Genomic DNA, 19,110 nt, shown 5'->3' on the forward strand with positions numbered 1-19,110 from the left:
AACATGTGTGGAGGTATGGAACGAAAATGGCTAAATTATTGTTAAAAAATATTAAAAAATCAACAAACAAAACAGTAAAAGAAACTTATGAAGAATATATAGATTATTGTATTGCTATAGGACAACGACCAAAAACAATAGAATCCAAAGAAAAATTTTGTAAGTACGTGTTAAATAAAGTGGTCAACTTAGATGGTAACATTTCACAAATTACAAAAGAGAAGATACAATCCTATATTATTTTTATGCGTAAAAATAACTACAAAGGCAACACTTATCAGACTTTTGTTATAAAGTTAAGAGCTTTCTTGACTTATTGTTTTATGCGAAATTATTTAAATGAATTTAATGTTAAAATTCCTAATATAGATTTAGAGAAAAAAGAAATATATACAGAGGAAGAATTAAATAAGCTGCTTAAAAAACCTGATTTAAGTAAATGCTTGGTGGGAGAGTATAAAAGTTGGGTTACTTGTAACTTCCTGTTGGGTACAGGCTGTAGAGCAGAAACGCTTCTTCATGTTCACGTGGAAGATATAGATTTTGTAAAAGATTCAATTTTATTTAGGCACATGAAAACAAAGAGACAAATAACCGTACCACTATCAAACACTTTAAAAGTTGTATTAAGAGAATACATATCTGTTTTGGGATTAAGTAATAACGATTTATTATTTCCAAAATTAAACATGCAAAAAATGAGATATGATACATTGCATCAAAATATAAAAAACTTTTTTGATAATAGAAAAGTTGTTTTTAGGGGCATTAATGTTTTTAGGAATACTTTTGCTACTATGTTTATACTAAATAAAGGTGACATCTATAGATTAAAGGTTATTTTAGGTCACAGTAATATAAAAACTACCGAAAGATATATTAATTTATTACCATTAGATTTTAATGAGGATATATGTGACTATAACCCCTTAGATATATTGTCTAAGAAAAATATAAGAACAACATTTAATAGGGGAGGTAGACGTTAATGACTAATTACACTATTACCTCCAACTTAGACATAACCAACTTAAAATTATCAGATGGTGCATATAGATGCTATAACCTATTATTAAGTATGTGTTATGGGGATAAGAATACTTGTTATCCTAGTATCAAATACATTGCTAATTCTTTAGGTAAGAGTTGTAGAACTATTAATAGATATCTAAAAGAATTAGTTAAATTGGGATATATTTCTAAACGCAGAAGAGGCTCTATTTCTAACATATACACGCTATTACAGAAGAAAGTTAACGAAGTAGTACAAAAGGTTAAGGACACAGTTAAAGGCTCTAAAACAGGCTATAAGGCTAAGAAAACAAGCTTTACAGATTACAAGCAAAGGGATTATGATTTTAATAAATTAGAAGAGCTATTACTCCATGGAAAGGGTAATTATCAGGATTGCTTAAAGGAATAAAGTTCAAACCGTTCCATTATTAAACACCTAATATATATATATTAATAGGGAGGTTTAAAAAAGTGAACGGTTTAGAAAAGAGAAAGCACCTACAGAGCAGCCACTCATATAGGTGCAAAACAACTTAATATCCATATATATAACACTTAATACTATTATAGCAAAAATTTTTTAAAATATGAATAGGTTAAGTGTATTTGTCATGTTCTTTTTCTCTTTCATTAGCAATATTAACAACTTTAAATAGTATTATAAACTATATTAATCTATATTTAGTATGGTTTATAATACTATTTTTTATTATATATAAAAGTTATCCACAGGTATTTTACAGTTATTGTAATGTTAAGCTTGTTTAATTACAAACTTGTCGTATTAGAAATGACAATATAATATTTTCAGATAAGACAAAGGATTTATGCAAAGAAATAAAAGAGAAGAATTAAAATTTAAATTTCTGGATTTTGAAGAAACTACAGATAGAAAATTAAAGTACAAGTATAATAATAAAAATTAACACTTTTTTAATTAATTTAGTTAATAAAACATATAAGTTCAGAAATAATATATAGTAGATTTATTATATAGGAGTGTATAAAGGTGGATGTATTAGAAGTTGGTTTAGAAGAATTAGAGAGTTATGAAAACTTAGATGCAATAAATAAAGAAATTAATAACTTAAAAGTTTTTAAATATAGATTTATGTATAATTATGATAAAGAGTATTTAAAGAATATTATCTTAAAACATATAGAAGACCTTCAAAGAGAGTTGTTTACTAGCAATAAGGAACTAATTGAATATATAATAAAAATTATTCCTAAGATAAATTCTACACCTACTAAACAAATTGATTCTAAATTTAGTTATTTAGACGATATTATAAAAAAACAAATTATTAGCTATATATATTGGAAATATAAAAGCAAAGATAATATTGAAAAAATAAACATTCAAAACTTTAAAAAAATATTAGGATTAAAAGGAAGAAAAGAATTGCATATAATACCTATTAAATATAGTGTAATATGTCCTAAATGCAATGGAGAGGGGATTGTTTATTTATATAATTATGAGTTAAGGCATTTAACATATACATGCTTGGACTGTAAACATAAAGAAGATGATGTTTTTTCTTATCATAATCAACATTATACTTTATTAAATTGTTGTTGTAAAAGTTGTATGGATATTAAAGAAAGGTTGTACAATGAAATAAAATATAATTTAAAAAATATAGTAAATGAAGTTAAATGCAAATTTATAGAAAAATATTTCAAGTTAGATGGCGTTAATATTCCTTCTGAGGAGATAATGAAAGATGATTTTAAGTTATATTCTAGTATTTTAAATAAAGATGAAAGAGAAGTGTTAAGTTTTAATCCAACAACAGTGGATCAAATAATAAAAATAATCAAAGATATTAAAACTAGGGATTTTAACCATTCAGTAAAAAATACCGCTTTGCAAAACTTTTTTAAACATAAAGTTATATATAGTATAAAAAATAAAATAAGTAAAGATAAAATAAATATAATATTAAGTGAAATAATGGTTAGGAAATTTTTAAGTTTTCAAAAAGGTGATAAATATTTATTCTTCGATGATAAAATCAAATATTTATATAAATTATATGATTATTTAGAAACCAGTTCATTTGCACAATTTTATGAAATATATATAAGTGAATTTGGCTTTAAAATTGAAGATGTATATATTAAATTTGCAAATATAAAAGATTATAGATATTTAAGTATAGAATTAAATAATGAATGCTTTTTGGAAAATTACGTAATGAATAATTGTTATACAAATCAACAAGTAATCTTAAATTCCAATAAAACATTAATTGAAAATAAAGTTATTAAAAATATATTTAAATCTGAACCAGAAGTTAACCAATATAATATATTTAAAAATATATATAAAGATTATATTATATTACCTAATTATAAAATGAAACAAGTAATTAATCTTGATTCTATTGAGCACCTATTAAGCAAAGAAGAATACATATATTTAAGAAATTGTGAATTAGACTTTATTATATGTGATAGAGAAGGTTATGTTATAAAAGTTATAGAATTACAAAAAGGAAGACATCATAATGATTCTGAATGGGTATGGAAAGATAATGCCAAAAAGAAAGTGTGTCAAATATTAGGAGTAGAATTTGAAGAAACATATTAATTTTATATTAAATAAAGAATTAATATAAACTTAAAAAGTAAGAGAAAATAACCAAAACATAAAAAATAAAAGCCTAAGATGGATTTTTATTTGAGAGGAGTTTGTTATATGAGATATTTAGAAAAAACATTTGAGATCGAAGATTTTAAAAATAAGATTACATTACCATTTCTTGTGGATAGAAAAATAAATGATAGTGAGTATATATATAGGGTGATTATCAAAGACGGTTTAAACAGCTATGCATATGGGCAAAGTATTAATGGTGCTTTAACTATAAAGGAATTAGACGTATTGTTAGCTATGATGAATATATTTGATTATTCATCAAATAAAAGAACAAAAGAATATAATATAAAATTTTCATCTAGAGAGTTATTGCTTAATTTAAAAAAACCATATACTTTAGAAAATATAAATAAATTAAAATATATATTAAACGTATTATGTGACTCTCATTTGGATAAGATAAGCATTATTGAAAGGTATACATGGAATAGAACTAATCAAGATGATGTATATTATATAAAACTGGGTAATGATATATTTGAATATTATTATTTAAAAGTCTATAAAAAAATTGATTATAATAAGTATTGTGCTTTAGTAGAAAAACTAAGTGGTAAATTATATATTCATTTTTTACATAATCCTATCTTAGAAGAATATGATAAAAAAGAATTAATACAAGATATGCTTATACAACCAAATCAATTTGCATTAATAGAAAATGCTTTATACGAGTTAAGATGGAATAGAATTATAGAAAATTTTTCTATAATTGGAGGTTATGTAGTTATAAAAAAAGACTAGGTTTAATTTTCCTAGTCTTTTTTTATTTCTAGTAGATCAGATATGTTGCAGTTAAGAACATCACATATTTTTTCTATTATATCTAATTTAATTGATGTAGTTTTATTGTTTAATATCTTGTGTAGGCTAGGATATGTTATGCCAGTTTCTTTAGATAACCAATATAATGTTTGTTTATTCTTGTCTAATAATTCTTCCAAATTAATTTTAATCATATATATAACCTCCTATATACATAGTACAACATATATAAAAATTATTCAATATATATGCTTGACAATATATATGGTGGAGTATATAATGAAATCATAGTTTATAAAACAACAAAATTCAAGGGGGGTTGTTTAAAATGTGTAGAAAATATACACAAAAAGAGAAAATGGTAATCCAAAAGATTAAACATAGTAGCAATATATGTTTTTATTGTAAAAGGGAACTTACAGATACAGAAATAACGGTGGATCACGTTGTTCCAATTTGTAGAGGTGGAAAAACAGAAGAAAACAATCTTGTCATATCTTGTCATTCTTGCAATTCAAAAAAAGGTGATATGACTTTGGAAGAGTTCCTATTATATTTAAAAGTTGTAAAACAAATTAGAATTAATTTTTTAAATAAACTACCAGAAAATAAATTATGTTTCAACCCATTAACAAAAAATGAATTTAAATTATTACAGGAATTTAAAAATTATACAATAACCGAAGATGTTTTTAATTATTATATAAATAATGTTAAAAATAACAAAGAAGAAGATTTTAACACAATAAGAAAAAAACTAATCAGAAATATTATTCTAGGTAAAATTAATAAAAATGTTAGTTACTACGGAAATCTAATTATAGAATTTAGTCTGGAAGAAAAAACCATAGTAAGTATAAAAAATAGAAAACAGAGAGCTAAACCACCTAAAAAGGATAAGAAAAAATGGTTAAATATAGAATTAAATTTAATAAACAGTACGTTTCCAGAAAATCTTAAAAATATAATAAATATAGCTTAATTAATAAATAACCGAGGGGGATTATAAAATGAGAAATAATAACATGGAATTACTTAATCAACTACTAACAAAGGTTCAAGGATGGAAAAAAACACAAAACATAACAGATATGAAAACATATTTTACAGAAGTATTTGTTTCAGATTTATTCCTAGAGTGCCAATTTGATTATTACATAGAAAAAATATTAAAATTAATAAAAAATGATATATTTGATGTAGATTATTTCTTAAAAATGAATAGAAAATACCCTAATAGTATGTTTCACGATTACATAAGAAGAAAAGGTTGGGACGTGCTTGTTGAGCCAAATTTCAAGATTAATGAAGAAAATCGTAGAAAGTGGCATGAAATGGATATCGAGGAGTGGGCAGAATTTTATCACCAACAAACCAAAGGAGAGAAACTAAATGGGTAAGATAATACAATTTTCAAACGTACGGGAAGAAAAGAATACAGATACAGAAAAAGAAATATGGGAAGTCGTAGAAGAAAGTTATCGGGCTAAAAATGAAAAAATCAGAAAAAAAGATGAAGAATTGAATAAGTTATACGAGGAGTTTTATTCTAACGAAGAAGATGTAGAAGCATTTTATAATACACCATATTAAACTTGCTTGACATTAAGAAATAGTATTATAAAATGGTAATAGACACCTTTTTACACAAACACAAAACGGGGTAAGCTACCACTTATCCCTAAATTTCCTATATTATTTTTTACAAATATATTTACATAAACTATTGTTTTATTACTTTTATATTGTTATTTATTGTAATATCGCTCAAAGTGTAAAACTTAAAAACGCTGTAGTCTTAGAACCTGTAAATTTAGCGAGTTTGGTTCGTATAACTATAATTATACGAACCTTGTAAATTACTGTTATTATACTATCGTTTTATTACTTTGTCAAGGATGTTTAATTATTAAATATAAGATTAAGGGGAGATCAGATATGAATATAAAAATTTATAAACAATATAGTGGAATAAATAATGATTCTTATTATTTTACTTTTAATGAAAATGACATTAATTGTGTAAATAAGTATCCAGTAGAAGCACCATTTGTTAAAGAAAATATAATCAACGCTATATTAGACAATCAAATAATTCAAGATGAAGAAGGATATTGCTGGGGACATGAGTTCTTCAATAATAAAACACAGGGTTTGAAGTTTAAGAAAAAGGAACTAATTAAAATGTTAGAAAAATGTTATAAGCTATGGAAAGATGTGAATATACCTAAATTTTCGCTTGAAGATTATATGAGTAACATAGAAGAAAAATATAAATCCATAATAGAATTGTTAAATAGTAATTTACTATCACATGATAGTTGGTCTAGGGGACTTAAACTACATGAATTACTAAATCAAAATAAATATTCTGATATTGTATTAGATGAATTGAAATATTACATCTTTTTAAAATGGTGGGATGACATTGATAATCACCATGAAAAATTTACAGGCGACATGATTAAAGAATGGATAGATATGGCTAATATTGATATGGATTCTATTACAAGCAAGTTAAATGTAGATGATAAAGGGTACATAAAAGTATACAGGGGAAGACATGAATATAACCAAGGCTGGAATGGATTAAGTTGGACTACAGATATAGAAGTAGCTAGGAAATTTGCAAATGGTTGCGGAGTTAGGCGTGAAACCAAATATCCATCAATTTTAATAGGACGAGTATTGTTAGAACATATTTTAGGAACATTTTATGAAAGAAATGAAAAAGAAGTTTTATGTTATATGGTAGATTGCCAAGATAAGGTTTTAAATTTATACCAATAACTAGGAAGTGGCATTAAATATAAAAGTAAAAGGGTTAGATATATGTACTAGAGGTAAGATTCTAACACCTTTTTCTTTTCTCATTAAAATATGGATCTTAAGAGGAATTGAGGAGGAGAAAATTACAATGAATAAAAAAGAAAGACAAGCCTATTTACAAGAATTATTAAACAAAGAGTTAGAAGAATTAAGGGTTAAATGTTTTCCGTGGAAAAGACGAGATTTTCTACTGAATAAAGTCGCTATAGAAGAAGATTATAAACTAGACGATGAAACATCTGGACAATATCAGACCATAGAAAATGACAAAGGGATGACACATAAGATAACTTTAAACCCCATACTATTGACTTCAATATTAAATTACAAATGGATTGGTCAGTATTGTTTAAATAAAAGATATTATAAACGTAGATTACAGCAAACTATCCGACATGAATTGGTACATGCTTTTGTACGAGAAGAATGGGAGAAACTAACAGATATAGAGGGGGTATATAGGGATGCTAGTCCAATATTTTTGGCGACTTTAAAGTTTCTAAAAGGTGTTAGTCATCATGATGCATGCGAAGATTTTACTAGGAAAAGTGAGTTATATTTAAAAGTTCTTGATATGTCCTTTGAAAACAAAAAGTATGAAGAATTTAGATTAGAAATGTTAAAACTAATCCTTGAATATGAAAAGGAAATAAGAGATATAAATGTAGAAAATAAAAATAGCACCAAATTCGAGTTTAGTTATCGAAATTCGGGCTTACTGGGTACTTGGAATACAACAACACGTATAACAGGTAGAGAGGGTAAAATGGATATAAATACATATAACTTTCAGATCGGAAGTAGAATTTTACCAGGAGATTTAAAAAGATTGACACATAGAAAAATTAATAATGGAAATTTTGAATTAAAACAAGAAGAGAAATATTATTGTTTTAACAAAGATAAAGTTGTTAAGGTATGGGAAAAGAAAAATTATTAGAAAGGAATGTTGATAAATATGAATATAGAAAATTTAAAAAATCAATGGCTTAAAAATAAAAATAAAGAATGGAAGTATAAAGAAATATGTGAGGAATTAGAAGAGGAATATAGGTGTCGTGGGAAAAGTAGGATATTACAATTAGAAGATTGGAAGAGATATTTCTATTTCTACAAACCAAACCCAAAGGGACAAAAATTTATCATCACAGAGTTTTATGAAGAAGTAAAAGAAAAGGTAGATGGAAGAAAAACTGGTAATACTGGATTAAATCCTAATAGTCATGGTAACAATACTGCTGAATATATTAAAAACATAGAAAAATTAATATTAGATTTATTGACTCAAGAAGGTTGCGGGAAGGTATTTTTATCTAAGCATGTATTATTGAGAACTTTAAAAATGGTAAATGAGAATTATGCATTTTGCAAACAAAGAATACCGAAACTAAGTAAATTTATGAGTGTGGAAAAGGCAACAGTACAAGAATGGTATGACAGTACGAGCAGTATGTTAGAAAGCAATTTAGAAACTGCATTAAAGAATTTAGAAAAACAATCATTGATATTATGGTCAAGAGAAACAACCGTTGCGGAAACTATAGCAATAGGGGAATGTGAACAGAATAATAAAATAGTAAAAATTATACATAGAGATAAATATGGTGAAGAAGTAGTTGATTATAAATATGTAGCTGATGAAAGAGTATTAATCGATCATAGAGAAGCAACAGATGATGAAAAAACATTTATACTTTTCACAGAAAGAGAAGCATTAAAGGAAATGGGATTTGACAATAAAGGAAAGCTTATTGCTTATGGCTTATGGGATGAATTTATGAATAAAGTAAATGAAATAGTTTTAAAAGAACTGGGTATAGCATTTTACTATAAAAGTTACAAAATTCTTTTTAATGAGGAACATATATATGAGATTGTAGAAGAGATATATGATTTTGAATTAGAAGATGATAATAGAAAAAATCAACAGAACATATTAAATAAAGGTATAAATAACAGAATACATAATAATGTTACCAAAAAACAAGCTAAATCAAGAGTAGAAGCTGAAAAGATGTTTGGGAAAATTAAAGACGAAAGATTAATAAGAAGAGCATCAGAAAACTATATACAAGACAATTCTAAATTGAATGCTAATTTAATAGATTTAAAAGCTATCAGTATTAGAGAAGATGTAAGAAGAACAAAAATTCAGGATTTGAAAATAAAAGATGAAGAAGATATCAATAAACTTTTAGTAAAAATCTAAACCGTTCACTATTTTAAACCTCCCTATAAGTATATATATAATAGGACTTTTAAAAAGGTGAACGGTTTAAAAAGATAAAAAATTGTTTTAAACTATACATATTTATCAGAGGATAAAATAAAAAATATCAAATGTGAAGGGGATGTCAATATATGAAAATTAAAAAAATATTTAAAAGGGAAATTGCTTTAGGATTAATTGGTAAAGGACATAAATTAATTTACACAGAGCCAAATAGAGAAGTAAAGACGTTTTCTGTATTTTGTTTTATAGAAACAGAAGAATTACTCAATGATCTAACAGAAATAACAAGAAAATAAATCAAATCAATATCGAAAGGGGAATTATATATGAATAAAAATGTGATGATTTTAAATGTACAAGCTAAAGATTTATTAAAAGTGGGTTATGTAGTAGATAAAACAGCGAAAAAGGATATAGATAAGTTGTATGAGGAAAAAAAGAGAGTATACAGAAGATATAAAGGTAGCATGGATTATAGTTTATTAACTATATATTTAAAAGAAAATCACAAGAAATTTATTAAATATGATAATAAAAAACAAAGATATTACAGCAATGATATAATTACAGTAAATTTTAATTATTCATGGGAAGATGAAGAATTAGAAGAAATTAAAAATGAAATAGAAGAATTATATAAAGAAAAAAGAACAATTAAAAATATAAAAGCTAATAAAGAAAAAAGAGATAATATTACAAATAAAATTAAAATATTAAAAGAAAAAAGAGATAATAGTAAAATAAGCACTAAAGAATTAAGAGAAAAATTATATAAAGATGGATTTACTCTTAATGTTAATGGTGTAGAAACTAAATATGTAAGATTATATAGAAGTTCTGGATCAGCTAGAAATGGAAAAGTGAATTTTGTAAATGAAAAATATTATAATGATATTATAGAATATTGTATGGCAGGAATTAAGTATAAAGATAAAAATGATTTAGATTTACCAAGTCTTGAAGCTTATATATCCCTAATAGCTACAAGTATTACAGATACATTTATATTAAATCCTAAAAACGTATTATTAATAGATGATATAGAAAGTACATTTAAAGATACAGTAATGGCTACAGAATTAACAAATCAAGTTAAAGATAATAAAGGAAATATTATTAGTGGGGATTTACATACAGATGTGTCTGAAAAAGAAATAACTAATACATTAACAGATGGAGAAGCTTTACTAGATAAATCTATATTTATAGAAAAAGGATTAGAAGATAAGGCAATTATGCAACTTAGAAATAGATTTTATAAAGGTATAGGAATAAATACAGATATACAACAGTTTTTTGAGGATAATAATATTACAGATATAGAACAATTAAATGGACAGACATTAGCTACAGATATAAAGGATATAAAATTAATAACGACTAAGAGCAGCATAAAATATTTAAAGGATAAAACTAAAACATTTACAGATTGGTGTAATATAGCTTTAGATACATGGGGAATATGTAAGACAGATAAAGGACAACATCATAATTTTAATAACATGGCTAGTACACATTATCAACTACTTAATACCTTAGGACTTACAAAAGAAGAAATGGAACAGTTTTTAGAACCGACCAAGAATTATATTAATTTTCTTAAAAATGATGTATCTGTATTCAAATTGCATTTAGGATTATTAAAAGATGGAACATTACAGGAAATATTAGAAGATGAAATTGACAATGATGTAAATACAACAGAATTAGAGGATTTTAAAAGTAATTCAGAATTTGTACTTAATATGCTAAAAATCAATGAAGATTTTATAAATACTAAAATATGTAAGAAGTTTAGAGAAGAAATTATTAATAATTATATAAAAAATGTTAAAAAAGGACATGTGTTAGTAGATGGTACATATAGTGTAGTTGTAAATAATCCATATGAATACTTATTAGCTAGCATAGGTCAATTTAATGGTGTTAGCGAAACATTACAACAGAGTGAATGTTACTGTAAGAAATATAATGCAGATGAAGATATATTAGCCGTAAGAAGTCCACAACCAACTATGAGTAATGTTACAGTTATGAAAAATAAACCAAATAAATTAATTAATAAATATTTTAATCCTACAGACAATGTAATTTTTATATCTTCAATAGGTTGGAATATCATGGAACTTGAAAGTTCTATGGATTTTGATGGGGATACTTGTCTTATTACAAATAATAAATTACTTGTTAGGAAATGTAAAGAATTAAATGAAGATATAATTGTAAACGGTAAAACTATTAAAAGATTTTTAGTAAGTACAGATTTTACGCCAAAAACAAAAATAGATAGAAGTTATAATCCAAAATATTTAACCGATACAGATATAAAATGTGCAGAAGGGAAAATAGGAGAGGTTATTAATCTAGTACAAATGTTAAATAGTGTTTATTGGGATAAGAAATATCATGGTGAAGAATTAATAAAGAAAGATTTATTAACAAGAAAAAAATTAGAAGAAGAATTATTAGAGTTATATAAAGATATATCTAATCTTAATGTATTATCTTGTATTGTTATAGATTCGGCGAAAAAATCCAGTCCTGTAAATGTTAAAAAAGAATTAGATAAGATAAGAGCTAAAGAGTATTTGCCAGAAAAAACTAGACCATTTTTCTTTAAATACCTTGATGGTGGTAAGGATTATAAGTGGGAAAAATATAATACTGGAATGGATTACTTAGCAGAAATAATAAACAAAATTAATAGAAAAGAAAATTATAACAATACAATAGACTTAAAAAGTTTGCTTATTAAACAAAAAATGAATGATGCAGATAGAAAGAAAATATCTAAATTTACGGGGTTGGTTGCAGAAGAACAGCTTGCAATAAGTAAAGTATATAAAGATGATAAACTAGAAGGAAAAGAAAAATATAGACAAGTACAAGAGATTAAATCTGATTTAAAAGAAAAATTTGATAAATCTACACTAAATAAAGTAACTGTATATACTATTATAAAAAGATTAAGTAAGAGTATTAAGGAATTGGATGAAAATAGGAAAGTATTAAAGAAACAAATTAAAGATTTAAAAAAGGTTAATCGAAAAGAGGAAATAGAAATGTTAAAAGAACAATTTAATAAAGACAATAGAAATGATATAAAATTTGTGAGAATTGGGAGAGGAACTTTAAGACATCTATATGAGTTAGATACAGTACAGTTTTTAAGCAGTTTTATAGTTAAGGCTTGTACTAGTACAATTTATAGATCTGAAAATGGAGATATAGATTTATATGAAGTTAAATATAAAAAATTATAAAAAAATGCACGACTTATTTATATGATTAAAAAATTTCCTTGATAATACAATAAAAAAACTACATATTAATTTAGTGGATTTCACTCTATATGGGAGGGGAGAGAAGATAATCTCCTAATCTGAATAGATTTAAAACTAAGTTGTAGTTGTGTAATATCTAAAAACTACAAGACAGAGATTAATTGGCGAGTGAGAGTAGCCATATATATTTTTTTAAAATAAAAATACTATAAAATTATAGTATAACACACTTAAAATTAATAAGTCAATAAAAACTTTTAATTATTTTAATTATTTATTATAATTTTTTATTCATAATTAATACGGGGAAGTTGACATAGCTCCCCCAATCCTCCTATAAAGCGACTAAGAAATCTCGGACGCTTAGTTGTTTACCTAAAATCGACAACAGGTGTACACGGTGTACACCAATATTTAATTAGAATCGATGAAGGAGAGAAGTAATACTATACATTTTTAAGGGACTCCACATCCCTATTTAGCGTATATAGAGCCACTTACTTATGTAGGTGGTTTTGTTATATGTTAAATTTTGTGGAGCTTGTTAAAAGTGTATAAGAGATTATATGCTAAATAAAAAAGTGGAAAGAGGTAATAGAAATGAAAATGGTACAAAGAAAAGAATTAGAAAAAATATTAAAGAAATTCAATAAAGAGGAATTAGGTGGAGGATATTTATATTTTTTACACAAAAATGAGTTAATACAATTAGATTTGGTAGATTATAGTTGTTGTACAGTGTGCAGTATAGAAGATATAAAAAGTACAGAGTTTATACGAGATGAAATGACAATGGAAGGAATATACATAGAAATAAAAGAAGGAAAATATGAAGAAATTGATTCAATTTGGATTGGCGAATATGGAGTACAAATGTAAGGTCAACTTTACTTATATATAATTAATATTTTTTTATTTAAAAATAAGTATATTACTACATAAATATCATAACACACATAAACATAGATTACAAGAGGTAATCAGAAAAAATAAATAGAACTACGAAACGTAGGAGTATAAACCTTGTTTCGGTCAAGTTCTTTTTTAATACAAAAATTAAGAAAGGATTTGATTAAAAATGAAAACGAATGTAATAGGAATTTATGGAATTGTAGATGATAAAACAGGAAAGATCTATTGTGGACAATCTAGCGATATAGCTAGAAGATGGAGTAATCATAGTAGTTTTTTAAAGAATGGTGAACATAGTTACAAAGAATTACAAGAAGCATATGACAAGGATAAGAATAGAATAAAGTATACAATATTAGAAAAATGTACAGAAGAGGAATTAAAGGAAAGAGAAGATTGGTGGATTAAACATATAGAAAGAATTGATGGCTGGACATTAATTAATAAACAGAAACATGGTGGAAATCATAACATAAAAGTTAAGGATACAAGTAAAATGTGTATAGCACAAAGGGGAGAGAATAATCCTAGATGTAGATTGAAAGAGGAAGATATAAGACAAATAAAAATGCTAATTGAGAAAGGTATAAGTATTAAGCAAATAGCTAAACAGTATTGTATTAGTACAAGTTTTCTTTATAATATTAAATCAGGTAGGAAGTGGAAACATGTACAAATCTAAATACAATAACAAAAAAGTTATATATAATGGAATCAAATTTGCTTCTAAAATGGAAAGAGATTATTACATATACATATTAGGTTTAAAAGAAGATGGGGTTGTAGCCGATATAGAGCTGCAGCCAGTCTTTTTATTACAAGAAAAATTTAAGTATGGAAATAAAACAATAAGATCTATAAAGTATAAGGCAGATTTTAGAGTAGCTTATAAAGATGGGCATACAGAAGTAATAGATGTTAAAGGCACAGTTACGGATGTATTTAAAATTAAGAGAAAAATGCTGTTGAGTAAATATAAGGATATAGATTTTAAGTGTGTAAGAAAGATTAGAGGAGAATGGAAGGTGGTTTTATAATGGATAGCATAGAAACATTAAAAGAACTGGAAGAGTTAAGTGAATTAGAAAAAGAATTAATAATAAAGGGTAAGGTAAGTATAAAAACTTTAAAGGAACTGGAAGATGATAGAATATTATTTAAAGATCCTTTAAAGATAGCATTGGCAATAGAGATGACAAATAAAGGAATGAATATAAAAGATGTAATATATAGACTAAAAGGAATCAGGAAACAAAATGGATAGCATAGAAACATTAAAAGAATTAAAAAATGATTTAAACGAGATAAAGGAAATAATATATAAACAAAAAACAATACATATAGAAAATATAGAGAATGTTAATATAGTTAATTCTGTAGAAGAGTTAGAGAAAATAAGAGATAAAAAAGGTAAAGATGTTGTTTTATAGAAGGATTTAGGAAATTGATATAGAATATTGTATAAAAGTGTAATATTCAATTATATTGTTAATTTTATTTAATTTATTATTAATTATGTATTATGCTAAATATTTTATATAGGGAGAGATGGGAAATGACTACACTTGTAGTGATTATTATGTGTTTTTTTTTATTTATGATATTTTTAAGTTTAATTATTGATCCAGAAAAAGAAAAGAAAAAGTTGAGAGAAATGGGAATACTAGGTGGTGTTCATGGTAAATATTTAGGTGGATTACCTGATGTAGCTGGTGGCATAAAATTATATATTATGTTAAAAACTGATGGTTTACATTTTACATTCAATGAAAATTATAAAGCAATTAAAAAAATAAATTATGAAGATGTGTTAAGTGTGGAGATTCAAAGTGAACACGAACTTAGAAATCAAGTGTCTTCGGGTAAGATATTTATGTTTGGACTAGCAGGTACTGTAGGGGAAGACAAGTTGGTAGTAAGCAACTATGTTACTATGAAAATTAATTATAATAATACTGAAAGAACGATTGTAATTCAACCAACTGAAAGTTACCAAAACGCACAAAAAATGTATGACGAGATGATAAATGCAATTAATGAATATGAAACAGATTATAAAAACAAAAATATAGAAACTATAGAGAATAAGACTCACTAATAAGTTGGTCTTATTTTTTTTAAATAAACAAATCAAATAAATTTATTTAAAAGCATCTAAAATATAGGTGCTTTTAATTTTATTACTTATAATGTCAAGCAATTTACCTTGACAAAAGAAGACAGTAAGACGTGTAAAGTGAGGTGAAAATTGATGGAAGAAAGAGTGTTGACAGAAGCACAATTAAAGGCAGCATATTTATTATCAAATGGTGAAAGTCAAGTTAAAACAGCGAAAAAAGTTAATGTTAATGTTAAGACAATACAGAGATGGTTAAAAGAAGATTGGTTTAAGGTTGAAGTGGACAGAAACGTCCAACTCCTGAAATCTAAGGTGGATGAAAAAATTTCCATGAATATAGAGCCTATAATGAATAGACTGATTGATATAGCTTTAAAAAGTGATAGTGAAAAAACTTCATTAGATGCTTGTGTGTATGCTATTAATAGGCTTGTAGGTACTCCAACTAATAAGACACAAGATATAACAGAAGATAAGGATAAGAAGGAAGACTTCATTAACTTAGATAACTTAATCGATGAAACAATAGATACTAAAAATGATAATATAGTAGAGTTACCTAAGAAGAAAGCTAAGTAATAATATTGTAATAAAAGCAAAATTTTATTGTATTCATAGTCATAACTTTTAAGTATTGACACCAGTAAAGACATTATGTATAATCAATGTATAGAAAGGTGTCAATACTTATAATCAAAAGTGAGGTTATGAAAATGAGTAAAATATATGGTTATGCAAGAGTAAGTACAAAAGGGCAATTAGATAATAATAGTTTAGATCAACAAGAGAAGGAAATAAAAGAAAGATACAGTAATTCTATTATATACAGAGAACAATTCACGGGTACTAAAACTAATAGACCTATATTTAATAAAGTAATAGAACAACTTAATGTAGGAGATACATTAGTATGTACTAAGTTAGATAGATTCTGTAGGACTACAAAAGAAGGATTAGAGCTAATAGATATATTAATGAACAAAGGTATTAAGATACACTTACTTAATATGGGGTTAATAGAAGATACACCTATGGGTAGATTAATAATAACTAATCTATTAGCCTTTGCAGAGTTCGAAAGAAATATGATAGTAGAACGTACTCAAACAGGTAAGGCTATAGCTAAGAGTAAAGAGGGATTTAAAGAAGGTAGACCTAAGAAGTATACTAAGAAACAAATAGATAACGCTTTGAGTATGTTAAGTATTAATGGTGGTAAGTATAGTTATCATGAAGTAGAAGAGATAACTGATATAAGTAAGAGTACATTAATAAGAGAGCAGAGAAAGAGGAAGGTAGATAAATAATCTATCTTCTTTTGTTATATATAGGGGGGGTATGGTTCTAAATTTAAAAAAAAAGTAAACGTGTTGGTAAGTCATATAAAATTTTATTATATTTTTATACTTTCGACCTTATATTAATACACCTTAACTATCCCTATTTACAAGCATTATTACAACTCTTTTCTTATAACTACTCAAATAAGCTATTACTTTTAATATTAAGCCTATTTACTTACACAACTAAGCCATTCATAGGAGGTGGTATAAATGGTATATTACGATAATAAAGAATTTACACAAGCAGAATACAACACATATATTCTCTATAAATACTTGTCTAAACATTATGGAGAAAACAATGCAATTAAAACAATTAAAAATAATATGGATAAGTTAAATAAAATAGCAATCGCTTTAGGACAAAAAGATATAGCATTCTTTTGTTTATATTTCCTACAAGATACTTTTGTACCTAAATCCGACAATCAGGCACGTAACCTAGCACCAGTGCATTTAGATATTTGGGAAGAGTTGAATAAAATGTTTTACAAAGATTTATATGATAGAGAAGAATTTATACTTCCACGTGGTTGTAGCAAATCTACTATTATTAATAAGGCATTGAGTTGTTATTTACATTGTTACAAGAAGAGTAGATATACAATTGTAATTGGTAATAAAGAATCAGATGCAGAGCAATTTATAGCAGATACAAGAAAGATGTTAGAAAATTCTATTGTTACTAAGGCATTTGGAAAATTAATAGATAGAAGGAATAGAACAGTAAATAAGCAGGAAATAGAATTAACTAATAATACTAAAATACAAGCTTTTTCATGGGGCAGTTCTGTTAGAGGTACTACTTATGGGTGTAAAGATGGAATATTCAGACCTTCATGTGTTTTGTGTGATGATGTGCTTAGTGAAGATGATATATTATCAGATAATGCTAAAGAAAAAGTATTAAACAAGTATTATAAAGAAATAATAGAAGTAGGAGATACAGAAGTAATAAGAAGAGGTAAAAAGATAAAAAGTGGTACTAAATTCTTAGTAATTGGAACTCCACTTGCTCCAGATTGCTTTATAAATACAGTTAAAGAAGATACTACATTTAAAGTATTTCATAGAAAAGTTGTTAATTTTGATATAGATGATTGTTTTGAGAATAATAAATGTTGGCAACATTATAAGAAAATACTTAACAATACTAAAATAGATAAAGAAAATAAAGATATAATGTTAAAAGAATATTATATAGAAAATAAAAAAGAAATGGAATTCCCAACTATATGGGAAAAATATAACTGTGATGAATTAGCACAGAAATATTTCACTAAAAGAACGGCTTTTATGCAAGAATTAATGTGTGATTGTCAAAATATAGGTGAAAAATGGTTTAAGTCAGTTAGAACTCAACCAAAAGAACAGGTAGAAGATAATACATTTATTAAAACTATGTTGTGTGTAGACCCAGCAAGCACAACTAAAGCAAAAAGCGACTATACTGCTATGGTAGTTGGTTCTGGTGCTGAAAATGGATTTAAGTATATGAGAGAATTAATATTAGACAAACTTAATTTTGATAATTATTGTAAAAAAGTAGTTGAACTGATAAAACTGTATGAAGATATAACTCATGTATACATAGAAAAGAATACATATCAAGGTGCTGATTTAATAAAAATTAAAGAAATAATAGAAAATGATGAAGAATTACAAGGTAGAGAAATAGAGTTTATAAATGAAATGCAAAGAAAAAACAAGGACAATAAAATAAGTAGTATTCTAGATTCTGTTAATAGTGGACAAGTAATATTTGTAGATAACAATAAAGAGTTTATACAACAAATATTAGATTTTTCTGGTCAAAAGTACAGTATCCATGACGATGGTGCTGATACTACTGCTGAATGTGTTATTAGATTAGACACGATAGAAATTATAGGAAAACTACAGATATTTGATATTAGAAAACTAGGATTATAAGAAAGTAGGTG

The 19,110-nt window shown here is 25.5% G+C and carries 22 protein-coding genes; 21 read left to right on the forward strand and 1 reads right to left on the reverse strand.

Features of this window, described 5'->3' with window-relative positions; translation table 11 throughout:
- Window positions 1-26: 26 nt before the first annotated feature.
- The 4 genes from FGL08_RS04765 to FGL08_RS04780 all read left to right on the forward strand — a co-directional run bounded on the left by FGL08_RS04765 (window position 27) and on the right by FGL08_RS04780 (window position 4,426).
- On the forward strand, window positions 27-989 hold the full coding sequence (locus FGL08_RS04765; RefSeq protein WP_138209688.1) for a tyrosine-type recombinase/integrase: 963 nt from the start codon (window positions 27-29) through the stop codon (window positions 987-989).
- Window positions 989-1,423 (forward strand): helix-turn-helix domain-containing protein, encoded by a 435-nt coding sequence (locus FGL08_RS04770; RefSeq protein ID WP_138209689.1) that lies wholly within the window; start codon window positions 989-991, stop codon window positions 1,421-1,423. The genes FGL08_RS04765 and FGL08_RS04770 overlap by 1 nt, the downstream gene beginning before the upstream one ends.
- A 600-nt stretch (window positions 1,424-2,023) precedes the next feature.
- The gene (locus FGL08_RS04775) at window positions 2,024-3,613 is read left to right on the forward strand and encodes a DUF2726 domain-containing protein (protein WP_138209690.1); all 1,590 of its coding nucleotides are present in this window, start codon (window positions 2,024-2,026) and stop codon (window positions 3,611-3,613) included.
- A 108-nt stretch (window positions 3,614-3,721) separates the two neighbouring features.
- A complete protein-coding gene (locus FGL08_RS04780; RefSeq protein ID WP_138209691.1) occupies window positions 3,722-4,426 on the forward strand; it encodes a hypothetical protein in 705 nt (234 codons plus the stop codon).
- An 11-nt stretch (window positions 4,427-4,437) separates the two neighbouring features.
- Here the strand turns inward: FGL08_RS04780 and FGL08_RS04785 are convergent, their stop codons facing one another.
- Window positions 4,438-4,641: a helix-turn-helix domain-containing protein gene (locus FGL08_RS04785; protein ID WP_243117942.1), complete on the reverse strand. Its 204-nt coding sequence runs from the start codon at window positions 4,639-4,641 to the stop codon at window positions 4,438-4,440.
- Window positions 4,642-4,775: 134 nt separating this feature from the next.
- Here FGL08_RS04785 and FGL08_RS04790 point away from each other — a divergent pair, with 134 nt between their 5' ends.
- From FGL08_RS04790 to FGL08_RS04860, 17 genes are all read left to right on the forward strand, one after another.
- Entirely contained in the window at window positions 4,776-5,429 is a 654-nt protein-coding gene (locus tag FGL08_RS04790; protein ID WP_138209692.1) for an HNH endonuclease, read from the forward strand.
- A gap of 28 nt (window positions 5,430-5,457) precedes the next feature.
- Complete coding sequence (locus FGL08_RS04795) at window positions 5,458-5,847, forward strand: hypothetical protein (RefSeq protein ID WP_138209693.1); 390 nt, start codon at window positions 5,458-5,460, stop codon at window positions 5,845-5,847.
- Window positions 5,840-6,040, forward strand: coding sequence for a hypothetical protein (locus FGL08_RS04800; RefSeq protein ID WP_138209694.1), 201 nt, complete (start codon window positions 5,840-5,842; stop codon window positions 6,038-6,040). Before FGL08_RS04795 ends, FGL08_RS04800 begins: the two co-directional genes overlap by 8 nt.
- Window positions 6,041-6,385: 345 nt before the next feature.
- The gene (locus FGL08_RS04805) at window positions 6,386-7,237 is read left to right on the forward strand and encodes a hypothetical protein (RefSeq protein ID WP_138209695.1); all 852 of its coding nucleotides are present in this window, start codon (window positions 6,386-6,388) and stop codon (window positions 7,235-7,237) included.
- Window positions 7,238-7,364: 127 nt separating this feature from the next.
- Window positions 7,365-8,216, forward strand: coding sequence for a hypothetical protein (locus tag FGL08_RS04810; protein WP_138209696.1), 852 nt, complete (start codon window positions 7,365-7,367; stop codon window positions 8,214-8,216).
- An 18-nt stretch (window positions 8,217-8,234) separates the two neighbouring features.
- Window positions 8,235-9,485 carry a hypothetical protein gene (locus tag FGL08_RS04815; protein WP_138209697.1) on the forward strand — a complete coding sequence of 417 codons (1,251 nt, stop codon included), beginning with the start codon at window positions 8,235-8,237 and terminating at the stop codon, window positions 9,483-9,485.
- A gap of 152 nt (window positions 9,486-9,637) precedes the next feature.
- The gene (locus tag FGL08_RS13325) at window positions 9,638-9,805 is read left to right on the forward strand and encodes a hypothetical protein (RefSeq protein WP_171011976.1); all 168 of its coding nucleotides are present in this window, start codon (window positions 9,638-9,640) and stop codon (window positions 9,803-9,805) included.
- A 30-nt stretch (window positions 9,806-9,835) separates the two neighbouring features.
- Complete coding sequence (locus FGL08_RS04820; protein WP_138209698.1) at window positions 9,836-12,772, forward strand: hypothetical protein; 2,937 nt, start codon at window positions 9,836-9,838, stop codon at window positions 12,770-12,772.
- A 621-nt stretch (window positions 12,773-13,393) separates the two neighbouring features.
- Window positions 13,394-13,672 carry an aspartate kinase gene (locus FGL08_RS04825; protein WP_138209699.1) on the forward strand — a complete coding sequence of 93 codons (279 nt, stop codon included), beginning with the start codon at window positions 13,394-13,396 and terminating at the stop codon, window positions 13,670-13,672.
- Window positions 13,673-13,871: 199 nt separating this feature from the next.
- The gene (locus FGL08_RS04830; protein WP_138209700.1) at window positions 13,872-14,387 is read left to right on the forward strand and encodes a GIY-YIG nuclease family protein; all 516 of its coding nucleotides are present in this window, start codon (window positions 13,872-13,874) and stop codon (window positions 14,385-14,387) included.
- Window positions 14,374-14,742: a DUF1064 domain-containing protein gene (locus FGL08_RS04835; protein WP_138209701.1), complete on the forward strand. Its 369-nt coding sequence runs from the start codon at window positions 14,374-14,376 to the stop codon at window positions 14,740-14,742. Before FGL08_RS04830 ends, FGL08_RS04835 begins: the two co-directional genes overlap by 14 nt.
- The gene (locus FGL08_RS04840; RefSeq protein ID WP_138209702.1) at window positions 14,742-14,969 is read left to right on the forward strand and encodes a hypothetical protein; all 228 of its coding nucleotides are present in this window, start codon (window positions 14,742-14,744) and stop codon (window positions 14,967-14,969) included. Before FGL08_RS04835 ends, FGL08_RS04840 begins: the two co-directional genes overlap by 1 nt.
- Window positions 14,962-15,135: a hypothetical protein gene (locus tag FGL08_RS13330; RefSeq protein WP_171011977.1), complete on the forward strand. Its 174-nt coding sequence runs from the start codon at window positions 14,962-14,964 to the stop codon at window positions 15,133-15,135. The genes FGL08_RS04840 and FGL08_RS13330 overlap by 8 nt, the downstream gene beginning before the upstream one ends.
- A 125-nt stretch (window positions 15,136-15,260) precedes the next feature.
- Window positions 15,261-15,803: a hypothetical protein gene (locus tag FGL08_RS04845; RefSeq protein WP_138209703.1), complete on the forward strand. Its 543-nt coding sequence runs from the start codon at window positions 15,261-15,263 to the stop codon at window positions 15,801-15,803.
- 153 nt (window positions 15,804-15,956) lie between these two features.
- A complete protein-coding gene (locus FGL08_RS04850) occupies window positions 15,957-16,403 on the forward strand; it encodes a helix-turn-helix domain-containing protein (protein ID WP_138211274.1) in 447 nt (148 codons plus the stop codon).
- A gap of 134 nt (window positions 16,404-16,537) precedes the next feature.
- Window positions 16,538-17,131: a recombinase family protein gene (locus tag FGL08_RS04855; protein WP_138209704.1), complete on the forward strand. Its 594-nt coding sequence runs from the start codon at window positions 16,538-16,540 to the stop codon at window positions 17,129-17,131.
- A 246-nt stretch (window positions 17,132-17,377) separates the two neighbouring features.
- Window positions 17,378-19,099 carry a terminase gene (locus tag FGL08_RS04860; protein ID WP_138209705.1) on the forward strand — a complete coding sequence of 574 codons (1,722 nt, stop codon included), beginning with the start codon at window positions 17,378-17,380 and terminating at the stop codon, window positions 19,097-19,099.
- The last annotated feature ends 11 nt before the right edge of the window (window positions 19,100-19,110 follow it).

It is taken from the genome of Hathewaya histolytica, assembly GCF_901482605.1.
Classification (GTDB): Bacteria; Bacillota; Clostridia; order Clostridiales; family Clostridiaceae; genus Hathewaya; species Hathewaya histolytica.